Here is a 24,085-nt window from a genome sequence, read left to right on the forward strand (position 1 = left end):
ACCTGACGGTTCTATTTTATTTCGTGGTTACACCTGTTTGGCAGCTGCATAAGGAGTAGGTTTAGGAAAATCTTCTTCTACTTCTTGCCCGTGCAGGCGCACACTCATTACCAGCCCGATGCTGGCCATATTGATGAGCAGTGATGTACCCCCGAAGCTGATGAAAGGTAGCGTAATACCAGTCAAAGGCATCAAGCCGATAAATGCGCCGATATTCTCAAAAATCTGATATAGCATCATGGCGACAATTCCGACAATCAAGAACGGCCCGGCTCTATCCTTACACTCCAGCGCAATCAGAATCATTCGGTGAATGAGGATAAAGTACAGCAGCAGCAGCAGCGCCGCCCCCACAAAACCGAATTCCTCGGCAATTTGCACGAAAATGGAGTCCGAGTAGGTATATGGCACACGATTCGTTTGAACGGAATCTCCCTTCATATAGCCATCACCACTCATTCCTCCAGAAGCAATAGCAATTCTAGCATTGGTGGTATGATACTTAGCCTTTTCTGTTGCCTTTTCGGGAACAAGCCAAGGATCAAAACGTTCAATCCAGTGAGATCGCCCAATATCCGTAAGAAAGGTTTTAATTTCATCGTGATAATGGATATAACTCATAATTCCCGCAATCGCAGAACTAGCCACGATGACCAGCCCGATTAATGCATGCGTGTATTTAATATTGCCAATCCACAACAGACCCGCAAGAATCACAACGTAAGACAAGGCATTCCCAAGGTCATTTTGGGTAAGAACAATAAGAAATGGAAACAAGGTCAGAAGGCCGAGTGGCACAACATCCCGCCAGAACAGAAGCTTACTCTTATTCTTGCGGACAAGCATGGCCGCCAGAAAAAGAATTAATATCAACTTGAACAGCTCAGCAGGCTGCAGACTCAGTCCTCCAGGCAGGGTCAACCAGCCTTGTGCATTATTTTTAGTCTCGCCCAAAAAGCTGACGAGCACCAGCATCCCTATCCCAAACAAATAAATATATATCGCATATTTCACTAATATTCTGTAATCCAAAAAGGTCATTCCAATAAAAGCTACAAAACCAATAGCATAATACATCATCATACGAATATGATGTCCGTCCAGCTTCTCTCTTCCATGAGTAACACTATATATGGCGAAGATGCTGACCACCATGAGTAATAACAGAACGACTACAATAGCACCATCAATCTTTTTAATCTTCTGAAGCACGCTCTGCCTCCCTACTCTATATCCGGTCTTTCTTTATGATCCCCTGAGAAATCCTGCTAAATACTATTATAAAGGAAGTCGGATTGAAAATACAATTTCTCTACCCTGGACAAAGGAACCCTCTGCAAAGTAGGCAATATTATTTCGTTATGCCTAGCACATGACGCGGGATTCCAGCCAGATCATTAATGGTGATAATCTCCGTCCAATGGCCCGCTGCCGCAAGGAGTGCAGCGACTTGCTCAGCTTGACCGAAGCCAAGCTCAAAGCCGATCAGGCGCGGCGGTGCCGGGAGCAGCGTCAGCTGCTCCATCATGCGGCGGTACGGGTCCAGCCCGTCCGCTCCGCCATCCAGCGCAGTGCGCGGCTCATGGTCGCGCACCTCACGCTGCAGCCCGGCGATATCCTCGCCGGGGATGTACGGCGGGTTGGAGACGAGAATATCCGTCTCCATCCCCGCGAACGGCTCGAGCAGATCGCCGAGCCGAAAGTCCACAGCTGTGCCATTGCGCAAAGCGTTGCGCTCGGCCACAGCCAGAGCCGCCGGCGAAATATCGCCGGCGCAGACCCGCCACGCCGGCGCTTCCGCCGCCAACGTGACGGAGATCGCTCCGCTGCCGGCGCCGATGTCGACGGCGGTCAGCGGTCTTGCGGCGCCGCGCACGTCCCCCGCGCCGCCTCCGTTGCGGGCCGTATCTCCGCCCGCGCTATCCAGCGCCGCTTCGCCCGGCGTTACAACGCCGTCCGGCCAAAGCTCCGCGCCGTAACGTAAAATCTCCTCGACAAGCAGCTCCGTTTCCGGCCGCGGAATAAGCACGTCAGGCGTCACCTCAAAAGGCCGCCCGTAGAATTCTTGCTCGCCGATGATATACTGCACCGGCTCACCAGCGCCCCGGCGGGTAACTCCCGCCTCAAACGCTTCCTTAACCGCAGCTGGAAAAGGATCTGCCAGCGCCATGTAATAAGCTGCGCCAGACACTCCAAGTACATGCTCCAGCAGCAATTGTGCACTGCGCTGCGGTTCATTGCAGCCGCTCCGGCTCAAAAAAGAAGAAGCCTCCGCAAAGGCTTCCCGGATGCTTTTGACTTCCGACATGACATATACGCCATCGTTCAAAGCATTATTCTCCATTATCCATATTATCCATCAAGTCAGCTTGTTCAGCGATTGAAAGGGCTGAGATAATTTCAGTGATTTCTCCGTTCATAACCTGCTCCAAACGGTGCAGTGTCAGGCCAATACGATGGTCTGTAACCCGGCTCTGCGGGAAGTTATACGTCCGAATGCGCTCACTACGGTCACCCGTACCTACTTTGCTCTTCCGTTCACCAGCATACTTCGCTTCTTCTTCCTGCCGTTTCATATCAGAGATACGGGCACGAAGCACTTGCAGCGCTTTTTCTTTATTGGAGTTCTGCGACTTACCGTCCTGACAGGTAGCAACGATGCCTGTAGGTACATGGGTTACACGCACTGCAGACTTGGTCGTATTTACAGACTGTCCGCCTGCACCACTTGAACAGAAGGTATCCACGCGAATATCTTTATCATGGATCTCAATCTCAAAAGCCTCAGCTTCCGGCATCACGGACACCGTAGAAGTAGAGGTATGAATACGACCTCCGGATTCAGTCGCTGGGATACGTTGTACGCGATGCGCACCACTTTCGTATTTCAGCTTACTGTATGCACCACGGCCGTTAATAAGGAAGATTACCTCTTTGAATCCACCAAGATCACTCGCGTTAACATCCATTAACTCAACGCGCCATCCTTGTGCATCAGCATAACGAGTGTACATCCGGTAAAGATCTGAAGCGAACAATGCTGCTTCATCTCCACCTGCTGCACCACGAATTTCAACGATTACGTTCTTATCATCATTCGGGTCTTTAGGCAGCAGCAATACGCGGATTCTCTCTTCCAGCTCCACTTGACGTTTGGAAAGGTCATCAATTTCCATCTTGACCATTTCTTTCATCTCATCATCAAGCTTTTCGCCTTGCATCTGCTTAGCAGCTTCAAGCTCTTCCATTACACTCTTATATTCAGTATACGCCTCAAATGCGGGCTGTAGGTCTGATTGTTCTTTGGAATAGTCCCTCAGTTTCTTACTGTCGTTTGCAACATCCGGATCACAAAGCAGTTCACTGAGCTTCTCATAGCGGTCCGCCAGGGATTGCAATCGGTCCAACAAGGGAATTCACCTCTCCTGATTCAATTTCAAATTCGCAAATATAACATCAAATTTGTACTGTCATAAAAATAGATATACGACTTTATATTATACCAAAGATATTGTGAAATGGCTACAGTTCCGTACGCACAATACCTTAATAAAAAGCTTATATTTTTAAAAAGGATCATCCCAGCAATAGAAACTCCCACTGCTCGAGATGACCCCTATATCATTCGTACACTTAAAACAACTTAAACGTTAAAACGGAAATGCATTACGTCGCCGTCTTGCACCAAATATTCTTTACCTTCAAGACGTAGTTGACCACGTTCCTTCGCACCGTTCATGGAACCAGCTGCCACAAGATCCGCGTAAGCCACTACTTCAGCACGGATAAATCCGCGTTCGAAATCTGTATGAATCACACCGGCAGCTCCAGGTGCTTTGGTGCCGCGGCGAATCGTCCACGCCCGAACTTCCTGAACGCCTGCTGTGAAATACGTATACAAGCCAAGCAGTTTATAAGCCGCTTTAATCAACCGGTTAAGGCCGGATTCTTCCAGTCCCAGCTCTTCCAGGAACATAGCTTTATCTTCACCTTCAAGTTCAGCAATTTCTGCTTCCACCTTAGCACTGATCGGAACCACTTCTGCACCTTCAGTAGCTGCGAAATCACGAACTTGCTGTACATAAGGATTGTCCTCAGCACTTGCCACTTCATCTTCACTTACATTCGCCGCATACAGCACTGGCTTCAATGTTAACAAATGAAGATCACGGATAATAAGCTTCTCGTCATCAGACAATTCTATACTGCGTGCAGGTTTATCTTCGTAGAGCACTTCTTTGACGCGTTCTAGCAGTTCAACTTCTTGAGCGTATTTCTTGTCGCCGCCTTTGATATTCTTACGGGAACGCTCAATCCGCTTCTCAATGCTCTCAATATCAGCAAGAATCAGCTCCAGATTAATGGTCTGGATGTCGCTGATCGGGTTTACTTTTCCATCAACGTGGGTAACGTTCTCATCTTCAAAACAACGAACCACATGCACGATAGCATCTACTTCACGGATATGGGCCAGGAACTTGTTGCCTAGTCCTTCTCCTTTACTCGCACCACGCACGAGACCAGCAATATCAACAAATTCAAAAGCAGTAGGTACGGTCTTGTTCGGCTGTACCAGCTCAGTCAGTTTATCAAGACGTTCGTCTGGAACTTCAACAACACCGACGTTAGGGTCAATGGTACAAAAAGGGTAGTTAGCGGATTCTGCTCCCGCTTGCGTTATCGCATTAAACAATGTGGATTTTCCTACGTTAGGAAGACCGACGATTCCAGCTTTCAAAGCCATTTATATGACAACTCCTATTTTCAGCTAAATTGATCATCCGAATAAGCTATACGATCTAAACCATTATATATTAGAACATATTCGCCAGCAACACCGGATGTCAAGCAGATGTGTCCGAACGCGCAAGCTCTAATACCTTTTTTATCGCCGGCTGGTCCAGTAATGGCTTAGATTTATCTGGATCAACCTCCACATCAGGCACAGTCTTTACCTCTTCATTACAACTTCCATCAGAATTCAGACCCATTTCAAAGGAAAACCTGAATACATAACCGCTATTTGGCAATGCAACAACAAGCGGATCTATCCCTAGTCCATCCCCACCTGTCCTGCTGCCTACAACCGTTGCAAACCCGGTTCCTTTTGCAAAGGCTGCAAGACCTTCCGATGATGAATACACAGAGCTATCAACCAGCAAATAGATTTTCCCTTCAAATCCAACAGATTTATTAGGAGTTACTACATCATTTATTTTTCTATATGTCTTGAACATCTTTAAAGCCTCAGATGGCAGATTAGGCAGTTGCTCATCTTTGATGCCGGAAATAGGTTGTTGCCCGGCTGTGATCTGACGTGCCTGCATAAAGGTCTCCGCATATTTGCCTCTTGTATAAAGGAAGTAAGTATTATATTCGATAGGTTTATTAATCAACAGAGGAACAATATGAATTCTCCAATAATTACTGTTTCCTCCCCCATTTCCGCGGATATCTAATATTAATGTCTTATAGTCCTTTACCTCTATTAAAAAATCATGGATCTCGGAGCTGTCCATCTCTATGAGACTCCCGTCAAAGCTTTGCATGCCGAGATAAGCGATTCGATCGGGCTCTATAATGACTTTTTTTACATTCCCAGAAGTCTTTTTTGTTACATCTCCTACTCCATCTCCACCATTATGTATATCGTTATTGATATCATTAGAGTTTTGCTGCTCCGTTAAAGGTTTCTGGTTGTAACGGGCCAATACGTTAGGCTGTTGAACCACGTCGATCCAAGGTTCATAACCAAAACCTGCCTGAACATAGGTATGTAGGTACCAAGGATATTCCTCCTTGGATATAAAATTCGTATGCCCATTGTTTAATCTGCTAAGGACAAATCTCATTCGTCTCAAAAACTCATCATCCGATTTCACGGCTGCTATTTTATTGCGGTATTCCTCTTTTTTAGCAAGCCAATCCTCTCCATTGAGACGTTTATTCACCTCTAGGAAAGGATAGTTCTCCTCAATAATCTTCCACATATAATCAAAATCCTCTAGCCTTTTTTCCACTGTCAATGAAGGCAACGCTACTTTCGATTGTTCTTCAACTACGGCTGAAGAGGCTAGCGGTGCAACCGGACTTGCCTGGGCTTGCTCAGACTCAGATTTCTTCTTTCCTGGTAAATCGCCACTGTTGCAGCTAACCAGTAATAGTAATACTACTGCGGAAACAACCACCCACGATACAGTCCTTGGCCTCACCTTAATCCCCCCCTTTCTCTCTTTATGACTTAATCCATTTTCAGGAATTTATTTTTAATCATATTTTCCTAATCATCCTAAATCAAATATATTTATCACAATTATTTACATAATAATTCAGTAGAACAACAAAAAAGGACCTCTTTCGAGGTCCTCACACTTATGGACTATAGATCTTTAGACATTGTGATGTCAGTTACGATATATCCCATTTTTTTGTATAACTCAAATGCGCGATTGTTCTGGCCGAAGACGTGTAACCCGATTTTGGTAACATTCATCTCCCGGGCTTCTTCATCGAGTGCGATCATAGCCTGCTTGCCATAACCCTTACTCTGGAACGGTTCAAAAACATAAAAATCATAAATGAAAGCCTCGCGGCCGCCTCGGCCTTCACTTACGTTAAACCAGATATAACCGACCTGTTCATCACTGCTTATTTCTACTATAGAATATAGATAAGCACCATCTGTGTGCAGCCCTTTTGGCAAAGAGCGTGTTATGGCTTCCTCAGACAGCTTCATCGCGATCTCCGGATCCCAAGCACCGGCGCTGATCTTATCTTCCGCATAATCCCGGGTAGCTTGACCTAAGAAAAATTGAAAGGCCGACTCATCCATATGGACCAGTTTAATCATAATCTTACTCACTTCCTCGCTTCAATATTTACCATCCTATTTACGTATTAAACGGGAAGTACCACGTAAAGTTGCTAAATCTGGAGCGCCAATACCAAACATTGCTATTTTTAGCTCCAGCTCAACCTGTGCCAATGCAGCATCCAGCGCCTCTTCAGAATCGACAGCCGGCCCTAACAGATTGCGGCCAAAGCCTGCCAGATCAGCTCCAAGTGCCAGTGCTTTCGCTGCATCCACGCCATGTTTTAGTCCGCCGCTGCCAATCAAAGCGCCCTGCGGGGAAACTGTGCGCACCTCTGTGATACAATCAGCTGTTGGAGTACCCCAATCCGCGAAAGCCTCCGCCGCTGCCCGCCGTATAGGATCTACACTGCGGAACTTCTCCACCTGACTCCAGGATGTCCCGCCTGCACCCGCAACATCAATAAAAGCCGCACCTGCATTATAAAGACGTGCAGCTGCATCTCCATCAATGCCCCAGCCTACTTCTTTCACACCTACAGGGACTTCAAGTGCACGGCATACCTTCTCTATCTGGGATAGCAAAGAGGCAAAACCAGTGTTCCCTTCCGGTTGAAAGACCTCTTGCAGCCCATTCAGATGCAGTACAAGAAAATCAGCACCTGCGATATCCACAGCCCGGCGACATTCCTCAATCCCAAAACCATAGGACAGCTGTACAGCACCAATATTGGCGATAACCGGAATATCAGGTGCTTGATCCCGCACATAAAAGGTCGCCGTAAGCTCAGAGCGCTCCACTGCCGCCCGGACCGAGCCTACACCCAGCGCCCAACCACGACGCTGTGCAGCTGTGGCCAACCGGGCGTTAATCGCTCCTGTAGCTGCGCTGCCACCTGTCATCGAGCTGATGAGCAGCGGTGTACGCAGCTTGCGATCCAAAAACGTAGTCTGCAATGATATATCGTCAAAATTCAGCTCTGGAAGAGCATTATGCTGAAATCTGTAATGTTCAAACCCTGTAGTCACACCGACGCCACCTACTTCTTCATTTAGGCAAAGGCGTACATGTTCAATTTTGCGTTCGCCTGTCTTCGATGTAGGCAATAAAGATCTTTTGTCAGAAGCCTCTACAGCCGGCAGGTCCTTGCCATGATCTGCGCCAGACTGCCTAGTCGCATCATATGGCACGGCCTCTTCTGGCGTATGATTCATGCTGCGTTCCTCCTATTCCCAAACTCGATTTATTATAACATATCCCTACAGATGAATTTACAATATGAGGTTAGCGATTACAATTCTCCGGTTTAGTAATCATTAATTTCATAAACTTCGTACTAATCGTTCAAACTCATTATAGCTAGCTGAATGTTATTTATTAATGTTAAGGATATTTGGGCTGCTTCATTTCGCTCCACTAGGTGTTAATAGGTTGGTAATACACCGGAGCATCACAATCCTAAGGAAGTGCTCTGCAATAATTTCAGGAGGAACTTCCATGAATTCAGATCGTCAGCAACCCGTTCACCCCCATAAACCTAAAGATATAAACTACGCTCCCGGTTTAACTACGAAGAAACGTTCCACTTCACGCCGCCGTACACGGGTGTTATGGGCTTTCGTCATTCTACTCCTTTGGTTAACCGGCGTAATGATTTATCAGACGCACAAACCTCTACCCAGCGGTATTTCCTTTGAAAGCCCCATATACAAAACAAATCATGTATCCTTCTGGCACGACTTAACCTATTCGGACGGTACAGCCACGGGCACTCAAGAAAGTCAGATTCTTTCGAGGATTCTACAAATTATCGAGGAGTCCGATGAATTTTTGGTGATTGACCTCTTTCTTTTCAATGATTATACCCATAAAGATCAGTCATTTCCTCCAGTCAGTCGAATGTTGACGGACAAGCTTATTTTACAAAAAACTACTTATCCTGAGATGGAGATCGTCTTCATTACGGATGAGGTTAATACCAATTACAATTCTGCACCTAATCATCTCCTGGAAGAGATGAAGGCTGCAGGGATTAAAGTGATTATGACTGATGTAAATGCTCTACGCGATTCTACGCCTGCTTATTCTGCTGTCTGGCGTACCTTTATTCAATGGTTCGGACAGTCGGGCGAAGGCCGGATTCCGAATCTTATGGCCAGCGGCGGACCGGATATTACTGCTCGTTCTTATATGAAGCTACTCAATGTAAAAGCTAACCACCGTAAGGTGGTTGTTAGTGAGAATAGCGCTCTAATCTCCTCAGGAAATATCCATGATGCCAGCGCCTATCATTCCAATATCGCTCTGGAAGTACAAGGTCCAATTATTGCTGATATTCTCCAGACGGAACAGGCCGCGGTCAATCTTTCGGATGCAGGGCCATTGCTCACTTATGAGCCGGATTTCACCAAGGATAAGGACCAGCACTCTGAAGAATCTATGGGAGTCCGCTATTTAACGGAAGGAAAGGTATATAAATATGCAAGACAAGCCCTCCAATCTGCACAGGAGGGTGACACCATTTGGATGGGTATGTTCTACCTTGCCGATGATGCAATTCTCGATGAATTGGTAGAAGCTACCGAACGAGGGGCTACGGTAAGATTGATACTGGACCCCAATCAGAACGCCTTCGGCCGTGATAAAATCGGCATTCCTAACCGTCCAGTTGCCATGAACCTGAACAAGCGCACGAACGGAAAAATCTCTATTCGCTGGTACAACACGACCAAAGAACAATATCACTCGAAGCTGCTTTTCATTGCCAGACAGACTGGAAGTTCCATCATTCTTGGCGGTTCCACCAATTTCACGACACGCAATCTGGATGACTACAACCTGGAGAATAATCTGTGGGTATCTGTAAAGCAAGATCAGCCTCTTTATGCCCAGATGGAAGCCTACTTCAATCGACTGTGGAATAACGAGGATCATGAGTATACCCTACCTCTTGAGGCTTATCAGGGCGAAGTGACCTGGTTCAAATATATCCTGTTCCGGTTGCAGACCACCTTGGGCTTAACTACTTTTTAAAGCAAAAACCACCGCAGATGAGGCACAACACCCTCTGCGGTGGTTTTTGGTTATAGTAACGGCGACATAAGTCGAGCAGCAGATTCCAGTATACGGATCACCATACGCTTATTCATAAATTCCTCATGCTCAATTAAGCTGGTAGATAATAAATCCCGCTCAAAATCAGCCACAATACGAGCAACACTCTCCGTCTGAATCAGTAATGCATTCACTTCAAAGTTAAGGTGGAAGCTGCGCATATCCATATTGGCCGTACCGATTGTTGCTATTTCACCATCGACTATAAGCAGCTTAGAGTGGATAAATCCCTTTTCATATTCATAAATCTTCACGCCAGCTTCCAGCAACGCCGGGAAATAAGAATGTGAAGCCAGAAAAGGAATCCATTTATCCGGCTTAGCCGGGAATAACAATCGCACATCTAAACCAGAAATAGCGGCTACACGCAGTGCAGTTAAGATGTCCTCATCAGGAATAAAATATGGACTGGCAATCCACACCGATTTCTCGGCAGAAGTGATCATGGAGAAGAAAATGTTTTTGAGCGCACGACGTTCGTTATCCGGTCCGCTAGCAATAATCTGTACGGCTCCATCACCTGTCATAAAGCGAAGTTGTGGAGTGAGGTAGTCTTGCTCCAGTATTTTTTCACCCGTAGTGTGCATCCAATCTTGCAGGAAAATAATTTGCATCGTCCGTACCGCTTCGCCTCTAACCAACATATGTGTGTCACGCCAAAATCCATAAGTCTTACTGCGGCTTAAATATTCATCGCCTACATTGAGACCACCCATGAATCCGACATCTCCGTCGATCACAACAATTTTACGGTGATTCCGGTAATTCACACGGCTGGAAAAAAAGGATGTTGAATTTCCGTAAGAAGCCACCTGAACTCCGGCGTCACTCATTTCCTTCAAAAAAGCTTTGGAAAGCTGAAAACTGCCAACGGCATCATACATAAATCTGACTGCAACACCGGCACGAGCTTTATCGATCAGAATTTGTTTAATGCGTGTTCCAATGTGGTCCGCCCGGAAGATGTAATACTCCATATGAATGTGATGCTTAGCTTGACGAAGCTCCAACAATAACGTACCAAACGTCTCTTCACCATTAGTGAGGATACGAGTTTCTGATGCAAAGGAAATAGGAGTACGTGCTAAAGTCTTGGATAACAGCAACAGTTTTTGGCGCGAGGGATCAAAGACTGACCAATCTTGGTGCGTACGTAAAGCGTCATTCTCAATTCTTTCGTAGGCCATAAGGTCTCTTTGTGCCTTTTTATCATATTTACGGCGTTTGAACACATTTTGCCCAAATAGAAAATAGAAGACCAGTCCCAGCACCGGGATCAACGCAAGCAATAAGATCCATGACATTGTTGTAGAAGGATTACGGTTCTCCATAAAAATAGCCAAGCTAATCGAAATAACTGTCAGAGTGGAGAAGATACTAATAATCGTTCCCGCAGTACTCCCAAAAATGCCGAAACCAAAATAATAAAATGCTATGAATGCCCCAATGATAATTATAGATTGAAGTCCTCTTCTCATACTCTACCTACCTTCTTATTCATACAAGCAACACGAAATTGACACATTTTATATATTACATGAAGAACCCTTTTCTTCCTAGCTAATTACTGTGCAAAAGTCTATTTACGACAAAACTGTAACCCTTCTGTTCCGATATTTGTATTGCCTGGTTGGATGGAATATAATAATTTTGACCAACTAGTCAATTATAGAACCCAGTAGTCAGAAAGGAGGTTAATCCTTTAATGAATGATAAAACTATTGACAAGCAGGAACAAATTATTAAGATCGCCATGCAGTTATTCGCTGTGAAAGGCTCCTCGTCCACATCCATGCAAGAGATCGCTGAATTATGTGGGATTTCGAAGGGCAGTTTGTATCTGGTATTTAAATCAAAAGAAGAACTGGAGCGCAGTATCTTCCTTTATTGTTATCGGATGATTCGTGATCCCTTGTTACGTGAAGAACAGGAAACCCGACGAACACCACGTGAGAAGCTTAGGAATCAGATAGAAATTCTGCTAAGTCACGTGTACGAATTGCGCGAGTTCTTGCAGCGTCAAATTCAGGAGGTTGCGGGCAAAGGGTTTGATACTGAAGTCCCGGACTGGCTGCGGAGAAACAACGCTTCCTTCTTAAGATGGTTCCAGGTGAAGATGGAGTTGCTCTATGGAAAAGACGTCGTTCCCTATACCGGAGATTTATGTATGATCGGACATGGTCTCATCAAGTCTTATATTGCGGTTATTTTTCGTAAGGATACGCAGGTACCCATTGCCGATATGGCAGATCATCTAATGAATCTAATGGATATGATTGTGTCTGGCTTACTCACTAGTAAACAGGTTCCACTAATCAACTCTGCTACTTTAGCGAACTGGATGGCGGAGAATGAGGAGAATAAACGAAAGAATCCATTACAGCTCATTAAAGAAATGAAGACTGTGGTCAGTAAATTAAATAGTATAGAATCCGAAGAAGCAGCCGATCTGCTGGAATCGCTCAATATTCTGGAAGGTGAAGTGCTTATACCTCACCCACGAAAAGCAATCATTCAGGGGATGCTGTCCAACCTCCAATCCTGCTCTGAGCTCACAGCAGAATTGGAAGAGCTGAGGAAGCTAATTGCCTCAATTCCGCACAATTCATGTGTATTTCGTTAATTGACTCTAAGAAGAGTTCGGTAGAGAGAAAGTCATGGATAGTGAGTATTATGAATTTTTATAATGGCGCCTTATTTCGTAAAGAAAAGGGCCGAGAGGAGCAGAAACGAAACTTATGAAAAGCTTAATTAATTTCTCGCTCAGGAACAAATTTGCCATTTGGCTTCTGACGATAATTATTGTGTTTGCCGGTTTATATAGCGGACTGACGATGAAGCAAGAAACCTTGCCTAATATTAGTATACCCTATCTTAGCGTAACAACCATTTATCCGGGGGCCGCACCAGAAGGCGTCGTTAATGATGTCAGCAAACCGTTGGAGCAAAAGCTCCGCAATGTGGATGGTGTAAAGACGATCACCTCCACTTCTCTGGAGAATGCCTCCAGTATCCAAATTGAATTCGATTACGGAACAAATCTGGATAATGCTACAGCAGCAGTGCGCGAATCGCTAAATGAGGTCTCATTGCCAGACAATGTGCAGAAGCCTTCCATTTCCCGTTTTAGCCTTAGCTCAATGCCTGTCGTTTCGCTCAGTCTTTCCAATGGGGATACCCAGGACCTTGAGGAATTGACACGTATTGCTGAGAACGATATTCGCCCAGCCCTAGAGGATGTTGAGGGTGTGGCTTCTATTCAAATCTCTGGTCAATACGTCAAAGAAGTATCACTTAAATTCAATCAAGATAAGCTCAGCCAATATGGACTGACTGAAGATACCGTTAAAGGTATCATTCAAGGCTCTTCCCTCCGTGTTCCACTAGGACTATTCGAGATGGACAAGGCTCAAAAAGCAGTTGTCGTGGACGGCAACATCACTACCGTTGAAGATCTTAAAAATGTGACCATACCGGTAATGCCAACTGGCGCTAACGCTGCAGGTGCTGCAGGTGCTGGAGCTACCGGCGCTGGTGCTGCTAACGGAGCTGCTGGTGCAGGTGCTGGAAATGCTGCTCCTGGCGGAGCTGCAAGTATGGGACTTCCAACCGTGAAGCTCGGAGAGCTTGCCACGATTGAGGTTGTGGGGAATTCCGAATCCATCTCCCGTACAAATGGTAAAGAATCGATCGGTATTCAGATTGTCAAAGCCAATGATGCCAACACTGTTGATGTTGTAAATGGCGTTAAAGACAAAACTGAAGAATTAAAAGCACAATATAAAGGCATTGACCTTACTGTTCTGCTTGACCAAGGTAAGCCCATTGAGGACTCCGTAAATACGATGTTGTCCAAAGCTGTGTTTGGTGCCTTATTCGCAGTAATTATCATTTTGGTGTTCCTGCGGAATATTCGTTCGACGATTATTTCTATCATCTCTATTCCATTATCCCTGCTGATTGCAGTGCTGTGTCTGCGGCAGATGAACATTACGCTTAATATGATGACACTTGGAGCGATGACGGTCGCGATCGGGCGGGTAGTCGATGACTCGATTGTAGTTATAGAGAACATATATCGACGGCTCTCCTTATCTGGTGAGAAACTGAAGGGCAGAGAATTAATCAGTGCAGCCACGCGTGAAATGTTCGTGCCTATCATGTCCTCTACAATTGTAACCATCGCGGTGTTCTTACCACTTGCTTTGGTTAGTGGTATGGTTGGTGAGCTGTTCTTGCCTTTCGCTCTAACCATGGTCTTCGCCCTGCTCGCTTCATTAGTAGTTGCGATTACCCTAGTTCCTGCAATGGCTCACTCGTTGTTCCGTAATGGATTGAAAGGTAAAAAAACTCACAGCGAGAAACCAGACAAACTTTCTGCTGGTTATCAAAAGATTCTGAACTGGTGTCTTTCTCATAAACTCGTTACGTTTGGAGTTGCCGTTCTTCTCCTTGCAGGCAGCTTATTCTTAATCAAGCCTATTGGTGTAAGCTTCATGCCATCCCAAGAGGATAAAACTGTAATGCTTACTTATTCACCAAAGGCTGGACAACGGATTGAGGAAGTTCAAGAACAAGGTCTGAAAGCTGAAAAATACATTTTAGCGCAGAAGCATATAGACAAAATGCAATATTCCATCGGCGGTGGAAGCCCGATGGGTATGGGTGGATCCAGCAATTCAGGACTATTTTTCATCGTTTATGATAGTGATACTCCTGATTTCGAAGCTGTTAAAGAGAAACTTATTGAAGGTTTGACCGCAGAAGTGCCAGATGGTGTATGGGGTGACATGTCCGCTCTGATGAGTGGAGGTATGGGTGGAAGCACTCTAACCGTGAATGTATTCGGAGATGAACTGGATCAGCTGAAGCCGGTCGCGGATGAGATTGCCTCAATCGTACAGGCTGACACCACTAATTTCAAAGACGCGGAAACAAGTCTCAAAGAAGCATACGATCAATATACGATTGTAGCGGATCAACAGAAGCTTAGCTCCCTTGGACTTACAGCCGGACAAATTGCGATGAAGCTGAGTCCAGCAGGCACACGTCCAGTGCTCACAGAAGTAGAATTGGACGGCAAGAACTACAAAGTCTATATCGAAACAGATAAAGAAACGTACAAGAGCATTAAAGAAATGGAAGAGGCTACTTTGACATCGCCACTAGGCATCTCCGTGCCAATCGGGCAAGTCGCTAAAATTGAAAATGGCTCCTCCCCTGACTCGATTACTCGTATGGACGGTAAAATGAAGGTAGATGTTACTGCCGAAATTATTTCGAGTGACGTGAATAGCGCTTCGAACAGCGTGAAAGAAAAAGTAGACGCTATGGAATTGCCTGATGGTGTAACTGTTACCTTCGGCGGTGTAACCGAGCAGATCAATGATACGTTTGGTCAATTAGGAATTGCTATGGCGGCTGCTATTGCCATCGTATACTTCGTGCTTGTGGTTACATTTGGCGGTGGATTAGCACCATTCGCTATCCTATTCTCACTTCCTTTCACAGTGATTGGGGTACTCGTTGCCCTGCTGATCGCTGGGGAAACCTTAAACGTGTCCTCGCTCATGGGTGCGCTGATGTTGATTGGTATCGTAGTAACGAATGCGATTGTCCTCATCGACCGCGTTATTCATAAGGAAAAAGAAGGACTCACTACGCGTCAGGCCTTGCTTGAAGCAGGTGGCACACGTTTACGTCCAATCCTGATGACTGCCCTTGCAACGATTGGTGCATTGCTGCCATTGGTTACTGGACTTGAAAACAGTGCAGGAATTATCTCTAAGGGGCTCGGCGTGACCGTAATCGGTGGTTTGGTCAGCTCCACGCTGCTGACACTTGTAGTAGTGCCAGTCGTGTATGAATTCCTGATGAAATTCCGCAGCAAAAAGGTAATTGATTAGAACTATGATGTGAACAAGTAAATTAGATTTAAACAAGAGGCTGTCTCCAAAGTAGTGAATTCTACTTATGAGGCAGCTTCTTTTTTTAGAAAATAGGCTGTACATTGGATTCTTACTTTAGCAAATAGACTGTGCGCCACGCCTAGTGGTGTTCTATGCCATTAGGTTGAACGGTGTGTGGAGAGCGGTGGATGATGTGCGTTTGTGCGTAGCGGAGGGCGATATACCGTGAGCGCTGGATGATATACGAGGAGCGGTGAGCGGTGAACGATGTGCAATTTATGGTGGGTGTTTGCGATGTGTGATATACGGCGGTGATCTGCGTTGGTCGTTTGGACGGCATACATTTGTGTTTACTGCGTTCTGTGTTTGGGCGATGTGCGGAGTGGACCTTAAACTAATTAGGGAAAAACCCCCTGAAAAAAGCCAATATTCGCTCTAAATGAACGAAATTAGGGAATTCCTCCCTGATAATAAGGGGGATTTCTTTAATTACCACCAAAACAGCTATACTTTAGGGAGGTTTTCCCTAATTATTAGTCTGATGACTGAAAATCCCAGAATTTCAGGGAGAAATTGCCCAATTAGTCTATCGGTGCTTCAGTTAATCATCATTTAGTGCTTCACAACGATTCTTTTCCCCATGCTCAGCACGCAAAAGCCCGGCCTAATGGATAGGTCGGGCTTTCTAATATTAAATGCTTGTAGCTGCACTGCTCTCCAATGAAGCTCTCCAGGAACGAAGCATTTGCAGATCAAGTGGCAGAAACTCCTCAAGCATATGAGAGAGGCCTAGATATAGCGGACTATCTGTTGCTGCATTTAGTTTCTGACAGAACTGCGGTGTCCATTGAAGTAGATGCTTTTCCAAAAAGGACTCCTGAATATCAAGCAGCTCCATAGCACTTCTTATTGAAAAACTATTGTAAAGCATACGCTCATGCATGACTGCCATAAATTCGAGCTCAATAGCAATATGATCATCGGCTTCACCATTACACTTATTGAATACAATTCCAGCGGAGGTGTACACATCTGCAAGCACGTTGCAGAAATCCTCCGAACGACCTAAAATCGCTGCTTCGCGCAATTTAAAAGAACTAACGGACTGTTCTTGCATAAGCCGTTTATATTCTTTGCTCTCTTTCTCGCATATCATTGGCAGCTTGTTCGGTTCCTGACTCAAATAGCGCTTCAGCTCCCGACCGCCTTCTGTCATCTCTGCCGCTACACTCATCTGGCGATGGCGGCTCCATTGAGCCACTAGAGAGAGTGATGGTTTTCTACCCAAAAAATCCACTAAAAGCTGATATATTAATCCCCGACTTTCCAACCAACGGCTAAAAGCCTCCGGAACGGTGAGCGATGGAACAGTATGTGTACTCATTTTGCAAATCCTCCTCAATGGTTTCCCGGTCACTCTCCGTCACACACACATTACCGACGTGCGGTTTCCGGTATCCTATCTGTTTTCGCAAAAGTGAACGTTAAAACTAATCCGCACCTAGATTATATCGGAAATTAAAAGCGCTTTCCGTGAGCATTCTATGTCTAAAAACTTTATTTGTCGTACTTTTGTCACACTTTTCGTTGTTCAATATGCGTTATCTTCTTATCTAGTTTGTCCAGTTTTATGTAATGAAACCCTGTCGTCCAGAACTTTGCTCATTGACGTGAATCCAAGCAATCTTTAAAATTCTAAACAAGTATAAACATCTTCGCGTTCTATCCTGTTAGTGACGTTAGGCGTTTATACGAGAAAATTTAAGAGCAATTTATCAGCCAGATTTAAAGGAAGGGAGCAACGCCATGGAGCCGCTGACGGACCCTTTTGGACGTTTACACGATTACATCCGCATTTCGGTTACCGACCGCTGCAACCTGCGTTGCATCTATTGTATGCCAGCGGAAGGGATGCAATTCCAACCGCAGGACGAGATTCTAAGTTACGAGGAAATTACCGCAGTCGTTAAGTCGCTAGCCCCTCTTGGATTACGTAAAGTACGACTAACTGGCGGAGAACCTCTTGTCCGCAAAGATCTGGAAAAGCTTGTTGCGATGATATCCGCGATTCCAGGTATAGAAGATATTTCGCTGACTACAAATGGTTTAATGCTTCCAGCCAAAGCCGCGCTGTTAAAAGAGGCTGGTCTGTCACGGGTAAACATCAGCCTAGACTCTTTACGGCAGGATCGATTTTCTATGATTACTCGTGGCGGTGAAGTCGCCAAGGTATTAAAGGGGATCGAGGCCGCACAAGCCGCCGGACTTCAACCGATAAAGCTTAACGTTGTATTGATGAAAGGAATTAATGACGACGAAATCAAAGACTTCATCTCCCTTACGCTGGAGAGTCCTCTAAATGTACGCTTTATAGAATACATGCCGATTGGCAGCGCTACTGATGCTTGGCGCCAAACTTATCTGCCTCTGGAAAGGGTTGTAGAAGCTTGTACTGAGGCTGGTTGGGAAACGGAAGCGGCAGAAATGCCCTCCGGGAATGGCCCTTCCCAGAATCGGCGGGTTGTTGGAGCCCCTGGTACATTCGGCCTGATTCATCCGGTGAGCGATCACTTCTGCGATAATTGCAACCGCCTGAGACTTACCGCAGATGGGCACATCAAAGCTTGCCTGTATTGGGCAGATGAATACAATGTCCGTCCTTTAATAAGCGATCCTGCTGCTGTGCAGGCCTTATTCCGGAAAGCGCTGGGCAACAAACCTCATAACCATGAAATGGCCTTAGCTCTGGAGAAAAAAGCACAAAGCCACACGCCGACAGCTCGGCGCATGTCTCAAATTGGTGGATAAACGTCCATCCCGGTATTATAGTTCCTCTTTTAATTTCATAAATACAAAAAACGCCGCTTTCCCACTGAACAATCTGGGAAAGCGGCGTTTGGTTTAAAGCTTAGCGATGAACTATTCAATCACTATTAGAGAGACAGAGCTTCGAGCAGCTTATAAATAGTCGCTCCTGCCTCGGCTCTTGTGGCATTATTCTCAGGACGGAAGGTGTTATCCTCGAATCCACCCAGAATACCAGCTTCAGCTGTTTTTCACATACAGCAAGTTTATTTCATTCGTACTCGCAAGCTCACCTTAAAGGCGGTTCCTTCCCCCGGACGACTATGTACAGTTACCTTACCTTCATGCAGCTCAACGATTTTTTTAACCAGTGACAGTCCCAGTCCACTACCGCCACCACTTGCGGTTCTAGCTTTATCTGCCTTATAGAAACGCTCGAAGATCCGAGGCAGATCTTCCTCCGAGATGCCAATCCCGCTATCTTGAATCTCCACCTCTACCTGCTCATCCACCATGCGAAGGCTAATATGGATGTAACCGTTCTGCGGAGTAAACTTGATGCTGTTATGCAGTAGATTGGTCCAGACCTGGCTCATTAAATCTTTTACAGCAGATACATTCACTTCTTCCAGTTCAGCCTCTACCTCTATATTTTTCTCCAACCACTGTGGTTCAGAAGCCAGAATCGTATCTCTAAGCTGCTTATCCAGGCGGTAAATCTGATTTTCAAACGGAAAATTGCCCGATTCAAGCGCGGACAGCTTCAATAAATTATCACTGAGCCCAGATACACGGGTACTCTCAGCCACGATAATATTAAGGTAGTGCCTCCTGCTCTTCACACTCAAAGTTTCATCCTGCAGCGCAAGAGCAAAGCCGCGGATAGAGGTTAGCGGAGATTGAATTTCATGCGATACATTAGAGATAAAGTCTTGACGCATGGTCTCCATCTGACTCAGTTCGCTGGCCATTACGTTGATGCTCTCTACAATCTCACCAAAATCACCATAGTCCTTAGTATTATCGAGTACCACATTGAAATCACCCTTAGCAATACGCCCTAAACCTTCGATAATTGATTTATAAAAAACACGTTCCCAGCCCCGGAATAACTTGGAGGTTACCAATGCCATCATGAACAAAATCACAATTCCGACCATCACGCCGATTAACTGGGTCAAATACTCCGAAGAGGGGCGTCCAACCCTGCCATATATCCAGTTCATCAAGAAATAAGCTGCACTCCAGCTAATCCCAACGCCACCGAAGTAAATAAAAGTCATCCCAATCCGCTTAAGAAGCTCCTTAAACCGGTTCATGCCTCTGCCTCCAGCCGATAGCCTAATCCGCGGATGGTACGAATAACAAACCCGTATTTATCTGGAGCGAACCGTTCGCGTAAACGGTTGATATGCACATCGAGCGTCCGCTCATTCCCTTCAAAATCATAACCCCATATCTCTTCGATCAGCCTGTCTCTAGTCAATGTCTGCCCCGGATAGCTGCCCAGCTTAAACAACAGCTCAAATTCCTTAAGCGGCAAGGTGACTTCTCCATACTCTGAGGATACCTCGTAGGTTTTACGATTCATTCGCAGCCGGCCGATCCCCACACTTTGTGCAGCAGAGATTTGGTAACGTTTGAGCAGCGCCTTTACTCGCGCAATAAGCACCACTGGCTCAAAGGGTTTGACGAGATAGTCATCACTTCCCAGTTCAAAGCCCTTCACAATTTGGGAGGTCTCACCCTTAGCCGTCAGCATCAATATCGGAAAATCATAAGTTTGGCGCATCTTCCGGCACAGCTCCCAGCCATCCAAATTGGGCATCATCACATCAATAATGGCTAAGTCTATGTTATGGCTCTCCAGAATCTGAAGAGCCTCCAGTCCATCAGAAGCTCCATAGATGTCATCCATCCCCTCAGCTCTCAGAAATACTTCTACCAATTCGCGGATGTGCGGATCGTCGTCCGCTACTAGTATTTTTGTCATGTATCACTGGAGCCTCCTCTTTATGGTCTTGAATCTCAAGGTTATTCATCTGCAGCTGCTGGGTGGCAAATTCACGATACAGCTCATGGTTTTCCAGCAGTTCTTCATGTCTTCCCATCCCGGTAATCTGGCCCTTTTCCATAAAAATAATCTGCTCAGCATTTACAACAGTAGCCAAACGGTGCGCAATTACAATCGTAGTCCGGCCCTTCATCAAATTGGACAGTGCTTTCTGTACTACGGCCTCTGATTGGCTATCCAGACTGGAGGTAGCCTCATCAAGCATAAGAATCTTTGGATTCCGCAGCAGCGCTCTAGCAATAGCAATCCGTTGCCGCTGTCCACCTGAGAGCTTCACACCTCTCTCACCAACATCCGTATTATATCCTTCAGGAAGCTCATCGATAAAGCCATCTGCATAAGCCATTGCTGCTGCTGCACGCATCTCCTCCATGCTAACGTCGCAATCCAATCCATAGGTTAAATTCTCAGCAATCGTACCTGCCAATAATGGGCTTTCCTGTGAGACATACCCGATCAGTTTCCGCCATGAGCGTAAAGAGAAGGTTGACACTGGTTTATCACCTAACTTAACCATACCTTTCTGAGGCTCATAGAATCGTTCGAGCAGTGAAAATAATGTAGTCTTGCCGCCCCCGCTCGGTCCAACAATAGCCGTCACCTGACCCGGAAGCATCCGAAAGCTTACATCGGTTAGCACATTCTCACCATTTTTATATCCAAAGCTTAGATCTTCTACCGAGATAGGACCTTCTGCACCGTTCGCCTCTTCCTGGCCCTCATATACCTCCTCTTCTGCTGCCAGGGTTTCAATAATGCGCTCTGATGCCCCTTTAGCCTTCTGAATCTGTGTAAAGAACGTGGTCAATTGAGTAAGCGGCATAATAATCTGAATGAGATACAGGATAAAGGCTACCAGCTCTCCAGCTGTCAAAGCCCCGGAAGATACCTGCATTCCGCCATAACCGATAATGACCACAAGTAACATCATAAAAACAAAAGAGACAAGTGGACTGATCATAGCGCTGATTTTGCCTTCACGAATACCAAAGGAGAGCAGGTTCATAATTCCGGTTTTGCCTGCCTCGTACTCTTTTTTCTCTGCACCCGAGGATTTGACCAGACGGATTTCTGACAATACACCACTAAGTGTCGCGGTAAAAGAGGCTGTTTCGTCCTGCATGCCTTTGGAGATTTTGTACATCTGCCGTCCAAGCGGCACCAGAATCAACGCAGATAGTGGAAGAACGGTGAATAGAACAAGCGTCATTTTCCAATTTAAAAATAACAGCACAGCAATGGAGCCCACAATGGAGATCACTCCGGTAAATAAGCTGGCCAGATGTTCAGAAATCAGCGTTTTGATGATCCCTGTATCATTCGTCATCCGGCTGACGCTTTCTCCTGTTCGATTATCATTGTAATAAGCTACTGGCAATACTAAAAATTTACGCCATAACCGGTCACGTAGACCTGCAACCATCTTCTGGCCCACGTAATTCAGCAGATAGATGGAAATTCCCCCGGCGATCGTCTGCGCGATAAAAGCACCCGCTATACCCGCAATTTGCAGCTTGCTGACGGAGGCCAAAGAAAAGCCATCCACCAGATTTTTGGTGAACATTGGGATCACCAGACTAACCAATGTCGAGATCATGCTTAGTGCAATGGCTATTGCCAATAAGCCGTATGAAGGCTTGGTCTCTTTTAATAATGTGAGGAATGGCTTCAGCGCCGTTTTCCCCTTAGCTTCGGATTTTCTCATGCAAAAACTCCCCTTTTCTTGGTGACTCTGCGAGAAGAGTGTATCATCTCTGTTTCGCTTAACCCCATCCTAGCCCTGAATTGTAAACTGAAGTTAAACCCGTTGATCCGCTTTTGTACGACGTAGATAGGGTAATCCTCAGGCATATTCCTAGTAAGGAGGAGCGATCTCTTAACATTTCTGCCACCTGCAAACTTGTTATATGCGTTTTTTGTCACTTAGCGGATCAAATTTAAATAAACGTTAAAAAAATGTAAAAAAGTAAAAAAGGAAGTTTGTATCCCTTTTCAACACGTGTTACAGTGATAGAAGGGCCTAATATTGGTCAGTATATCCATGCAAGACATCTAGTGGGAAAGGAGTGACGCATTTGCGGAAAGGCGTTAACTATCCATCTTCTTTCACGTCTTTAAAATGGTTCAATTTTTTTGTATACGGAACCATGGTCCTCTTCTCCAGCTTCTTTCAACTATACCTGCTGGATGTAGGGATGAACAAATTAGAGATCGGTGCCGTATTCTCTATGGGTGCGCTAGTATCCATCTTTGCAAATCCATTCTGGGCGATCTGGACTGACCGATACCAGAATATCCGGCGAATCGTTTTGCTTATGTTAATCGGAACGTTAGTGTTATCCCAGCTTATGTTTCGGGCAAATACATATGAGATGATATACATTTCCATTCTTTTGTTCTATTTCTTCCAAGGACCGTTATTTGCTCAGAGCAATACGATGATTCTCAGCTATATTGACGGAACTAACTATCGCTTCCGTTCTTTTCGGCTTTGGGGTTCATTGGGGTGGGCACTAATTGCAATTGCCGCCGGATTGGTCCTTGACTGGGCTGGTGTATCTATCTTGTCCTATCTGTTTGCAGGCTTACTATGTGCATCAATGTTATCCATTCTTGCATTACCGAAACTTAACCATACCATTGGCATGGCTCCCATGCCGTATAGAGGCTTCAGCAAGCTAATTTATAATCCCTTTTTCTTGTGTTTCATATTGTTTGGTATCCTAGTTTCCATACCGAACACCATGAACACTACATTCATGTCTTTGTATATTACGGATCTAGGCGGCTCCAAGGGAATGATTGGTCTCGCAGTATTCCTCTCCTCTATTTTGGAAGTGGGTGTATTTGTTCTCTGCGACCGATTCCTTAAACGTAAAATATCTGTTCTGCTTGGCTGGCTTGCGCTGGTTAGCGCTTTATTCGTACTACGATGGTGGTTCATGGCGGACGCGACTACAGCCCTCCAAGTAGTGCTCATTCAAATTTTACACTGCATAACATTTGGTGGTTTCTTCTATGTAGGCACTCAACTGACCATGCTTCTTATTCCAAGACCTTACCGTGCTTCAGGACAAGCGCTCTACACACTGACTTGGAGCGGTATAGCCGGTATTGTTGGAGGAGTTCTCGGCGGGTGGATGTATCAAAATCTAGGGGCACAGAGCATGTATCAAGCGGGTGTCTTCTTGACACTGTTTGGAACGCTAGGCTTTACCTTCATGTGGCTCTTTGTAAACCGCGGAGGCTACCGGCCCCCTACAGAGGATGAGGAAGAACTCTCTCACATCGAAATATTATAAGCGAAAATATAAAAAACAGGCTCAAACGTACCTAAACGGGACGTTTGAGCCTGTTTTATTATAAAGAAC

General features: G+C 45.5%; 17 protein-coding genes. 5 read left to right on the forward strand and 12 right to left on the reverse strand.

The genetic code is table 11. The features are described 5' to 3' along the window. Positions 1-27 precede the first annotated feature (27 nt). From MKZ16_RS30650 to fni, 7 genes are all read right to left on the reverse strand, one after another. On the reverse strand, positions 28-1,212 hold the full coding sequence (locus MKZ16_RS30650; RefSeq protein ID WP_038573650.1) for an FtsW/RodA/SpoVE family cell cycle protein: 1,185 nt from the start codon (positions 1,210-1,212) through the stop codon (positions 28-30). 139 nt (positions 1,213-1,351) lie between these two features. After that, positions 1,352-2,308, reverse strand: coding sequence for a peptide chain release factor N(5)-glutamine methyltransferase (gene prmC / locus MKZ16_RS30655; protein ID WP_339815983.1), 957 nt, complete (start codon positions 2,306-2,308; stop codon positions 1,352-1,354). Positions 2,309-2,333: 25 nt separating this feature from the next. Then, positions 2,334-3,410: a peptide chain release factor 1 gene (gene prfA, locus MKZ16_RS30660; RefSeq protein WP_036681601.1), complete on the reverse strand. Its 1,077-nt coding sequence runs from the start codon at positions 3,408-3,410 to the stop codon at positions 2,334-2,336. Between the two features lie 233 nt (positions 3,411-3,643). Continuing rightward, positions 3,644-4,744, reverse strand: coding sequence for a redox-regulated ATPase YchF (gene ychF, locus MKZ16_RS30665; protein ID WP_036681604.1), 1,101 nt, complete (start codon positions 4,742-4,744; stop codon positions 3,644-3,646). A 100-nt stretch (positions 4,745-4,844) separates the two neighbouring features. After that, positions 4,845-6,212 (reverse strand): S41 family peptidase, encoded by a 1,368-nt coding sequence (locus MKZ16_RS30670; protein ID WP_143759109.1) that lies wholly within the window; start codon positions 6,210-6,212, stop codon positions 4,845-4,847. A gap of 167 nt (positions 6,213-6,379) precedes the next feature. Then, positions 6,380-6,862 carry a GNAT family N-acetyltransferase gene (locus tag MKZ16_RS30675; protein ID WP_339815152.1) on the reverse strand — a complete coding sequence of 161 codons (483 nt, stop codon included), beginning with the start codon at positions 6,860-6,862 and terminating at the stop codon, positions 6,380-6,382. 24 nt (positions 6,863-6,886) lie between these two features. After that, positions 6,887-8,026 carry a type 2 isopentenyl-diphosphate Delta-isomerase gene (gene fni / locus MKZ16_RS30680; RefSeq protein ID WP_081386816.1) on the reverse strand — a complete coding sequence of 380 codons (1,140 nt, stop codon included), beginning with the start codon at positions 8,024-8,026 and terminating at the stop codon, positions 6,887-6,889. A gap of 283 nt (positions 8,027-8,309) precedes the next feature. On the opposite strand from fni, the gene MKZ16_RS30685 reads away from it, so the two are divergent. Then, a complete protein-coding gene (locus MKZ16_RS30685; RefSeq protein WP_076106979.1) occupies positions 8,310-9,845 on the forward strand; it encodes a phospholipase D family protein in 1,536 nt (511 codons plus the stop codon). A gap of 50 nt (positions 9,846-9,895) precedes the next feature. On the opposite strand, the gene cls is transcribed toward MKZ16_RS30685, so the two are convergent. Further along, complete coding sequence (gene cls / locus MKZ16_RS30690) at positions 9,896-11,404, reverse strand: cardiolipin synthase (protein ID WP_036681607.1); 1,509 nt, start codon at positions 11,402-11,404, stop codon at positions 9,896-9,898. 227 nt (positions 11,405-11,631) lie between these two features. On the opposite strand from cls, the gene MKZ16_RS30695 reads away from it, so the two are divergent. Next, entirely contained in the window at positions 11,632-12,549 is a 918-nt protein-coding gene (locus tag MKZ16_RS30695; RefSeq protein ID WP_036681609.1) for a TetR/AcrR family transcriptional regulator, read from the forward strand. Between the two features lie 115 nt (positions 12,550-12,664). Beyond that, positions 12,665-15,832: an efflux RND transporter permease subunit gene (locus MKZ16_RS30700; RefSeq protein WP_038573655.1), complete on the forward strand. Its 3,168-nt coding sequence runs from the start codon at positions 12,665-12,667 to the stop codon at positions 15,830-15,832. A gap of 694 nt (positions 15,833-16,526) precedes the next feature. Here MKZ16_RS30700 and MKZ16_RS30705 read toward each other — a convergent pair. Beyond that, positions 16,527-17,219: a molecular chaperone TorD family protein gene (locus MKZ16_RS30705; RefSeq protein ID WP_036681926.1), complete on the reverse strand. Its 693-nt coding sequence runs from the start codon at positions 17,217-17,219 to the stop codon at positions 16,527-16,529. Between the two features lie 422 nt (positions 17,220-17,641). Between MKZ16_RS30705 and moaA the strand changes: the two genes are divergently transcribed. Beyond that, the gene (moaA, locus tag MKZ16_RS30710) at positions 17,642-18,643 is read left to right on the forward strand and encodes a GTP 3',8-cyclase MoaA (RefSeq protein WP_036681928.1); all 1,002 of its coding nucleotides are present in this window, start codon (positions 17,642-17,644) and stop codon (positions 18,641-18,643) included. 263 nt (positions 18,644-18,906) lie between these two features. On the opposite strand, the gene MKZ16_RS30715 is transcribed toward moaA, so the two are convergent. The 3 genes from MKZ16_RS30715 to MKZ16_RS30725 are packed head-to-tail and all read right to left on the reverse strand — an operon-like array spanning position 18,907 to position 22,419. Beyond that, complete coding sequence (locus tag MKZ16_RS30715) at positions 18,907-19,959, reverse strand: HAMP domain-containing sensor histidine kinase (RefSeq protein WP_038573657.1); 1,053 nt, start codon at positions 19,957-19,959, stop codon at positions 18,907-18,909. Continuing rightward, positions 19,956-20,633, reverse strand: coding sequence for a response regulator transcription factor (locus tag MKZ16_RS30720; protein WP_036681932.1), 678 nt, complete (start codon positions 20,631-20,633; stop codon positions 19,956-19,958). Before MKZ16_RS30720 ends, MKZ16_RS30715 begins: the two co-directional genes overlap by 4 nt. Beyond that, a complete protein-coding gene (locus MKZ16_RS30725) occupies positions 20,563-22,419 on the reverse strand; it encodes an ABC transporter ATP-binding protein (RefSeq protein WP_076106977.1) in 1,857 nt (618 codons plus the stop codon). Before MKZ16_RS30725 ends, MKZ16_RS30720 begins: the two co-directional genes overlap by 71 nt. A 361-nt stretch (positions 22,420-22,780) precedes the next feature. On the opposite strand from MKZ16_RS30725, the gene MKZ16_RS30730 reads away from it, so the two are divergent. Then, positions 22,781-24,016: an MFS transporter gene (locus MKZ16_RS30730; protein ID WP_305953522.1), complete on the forward strand. Its 1,236-nt coding sequence runs from the start codon at positions 22,781-22,783 to the stop codon at positions 24,014-24,016. Positions 24,017-24,085 lie beyond the last annotated feature (69 nt).

The organism is Paenibacillus sp. FSL R5-0928 (assembly GCF_037970385.1).
Taxonomy (GTDB): Bacteria; Bacillota; Bacilli; order Paenibacillales; family Paenibacillaceae; genus Paenibacillus_AQ; species Paenibacillus_AQ odorifer.

Bases quoted from the DNA above. Each gene is read 5' to 3' on its own strand.
- ychF (WP_036681604.1), bottom strand. From the start codon at position 4,744: ATGGCTTTGAAAGCTGGAATCGTCGGTCTTCCTAACGTAGGAAAATCC.
- prmC (WP_339815983.1), bottom strand. From the start codon at position 2,308: ATGTCGGAAGTCAAAAGCATCCGGGAAGCCTTTGCGGAGGCTTCTTCT.
- MKZ16_RS30715 (WP_038573657.1), bottom strand. From the start codon at position 19,959: ATGAACCGGTTTAAGGAGCTTCTTAAGCGGATTGGGATGACTTTTATT.
- MKZ16_RS30685 (WP_076106979.1), top strand. From the start codon at position 8,310: ATGAATTCAGATCGTCAGCAACCCGTTCACCCCCATAAACCTAAAGAT.
- MKZ16_RS30695 (WP_036681609.1), top strand. From the start codon at position 11,632: ATGAATGATAAAACTATTGACAAGCAGGAACAAATTATTAAGATCGCC.
- MKZ16_RS30720 (WP_036681932.1), bottom strand. From the start codon at position 20,633: ATGACAAAAATACTAGTAGCGGACGACGATCCGCACATCCGCGAATTG.
- MKZ16_RS30705 (WP_036681926.1), bottom strand. From the start codon at position 17,219: ATGAGTACACATACTGTTCCATCGCTCACCGTTCCGGAGGCTTTTAGC.
- fni (WP_081386816.1), bottom strand. From the start codon at position 8,026: ATGAATCATACGCCAGAAGAGGCCGTGCCATATGATGCGACTAGGCAG.
- MKZ16_RS30700 (WP_038573655.1), top strand. From the start codon at position 12,665: ATGAAAAGCTTAATTAATTTCTCGCTCAGGAACAAATTTGCCATTTGG.
- moaA (WP_036681928.1), top strand. From the start codon at position 17,642: ATGGAGCCGCTGACGGACCCTTTTGGACGTTTACACGATTACATCCGC.
- cls (WP_036681607.1), bottom strand. From the start codon at position 11,404: ATGAGAAGAGGACTTCAATCTATAATTATCATTGGGGCATTCATAGCA.
- MKZ16_RS30725 (WP_076106977.1), bottom strand. From the start codon at position 22,419: ATGAGAAAATCCGAAGCTAAGGGGAAAACGGCGCTGAAGCCATTCCTC.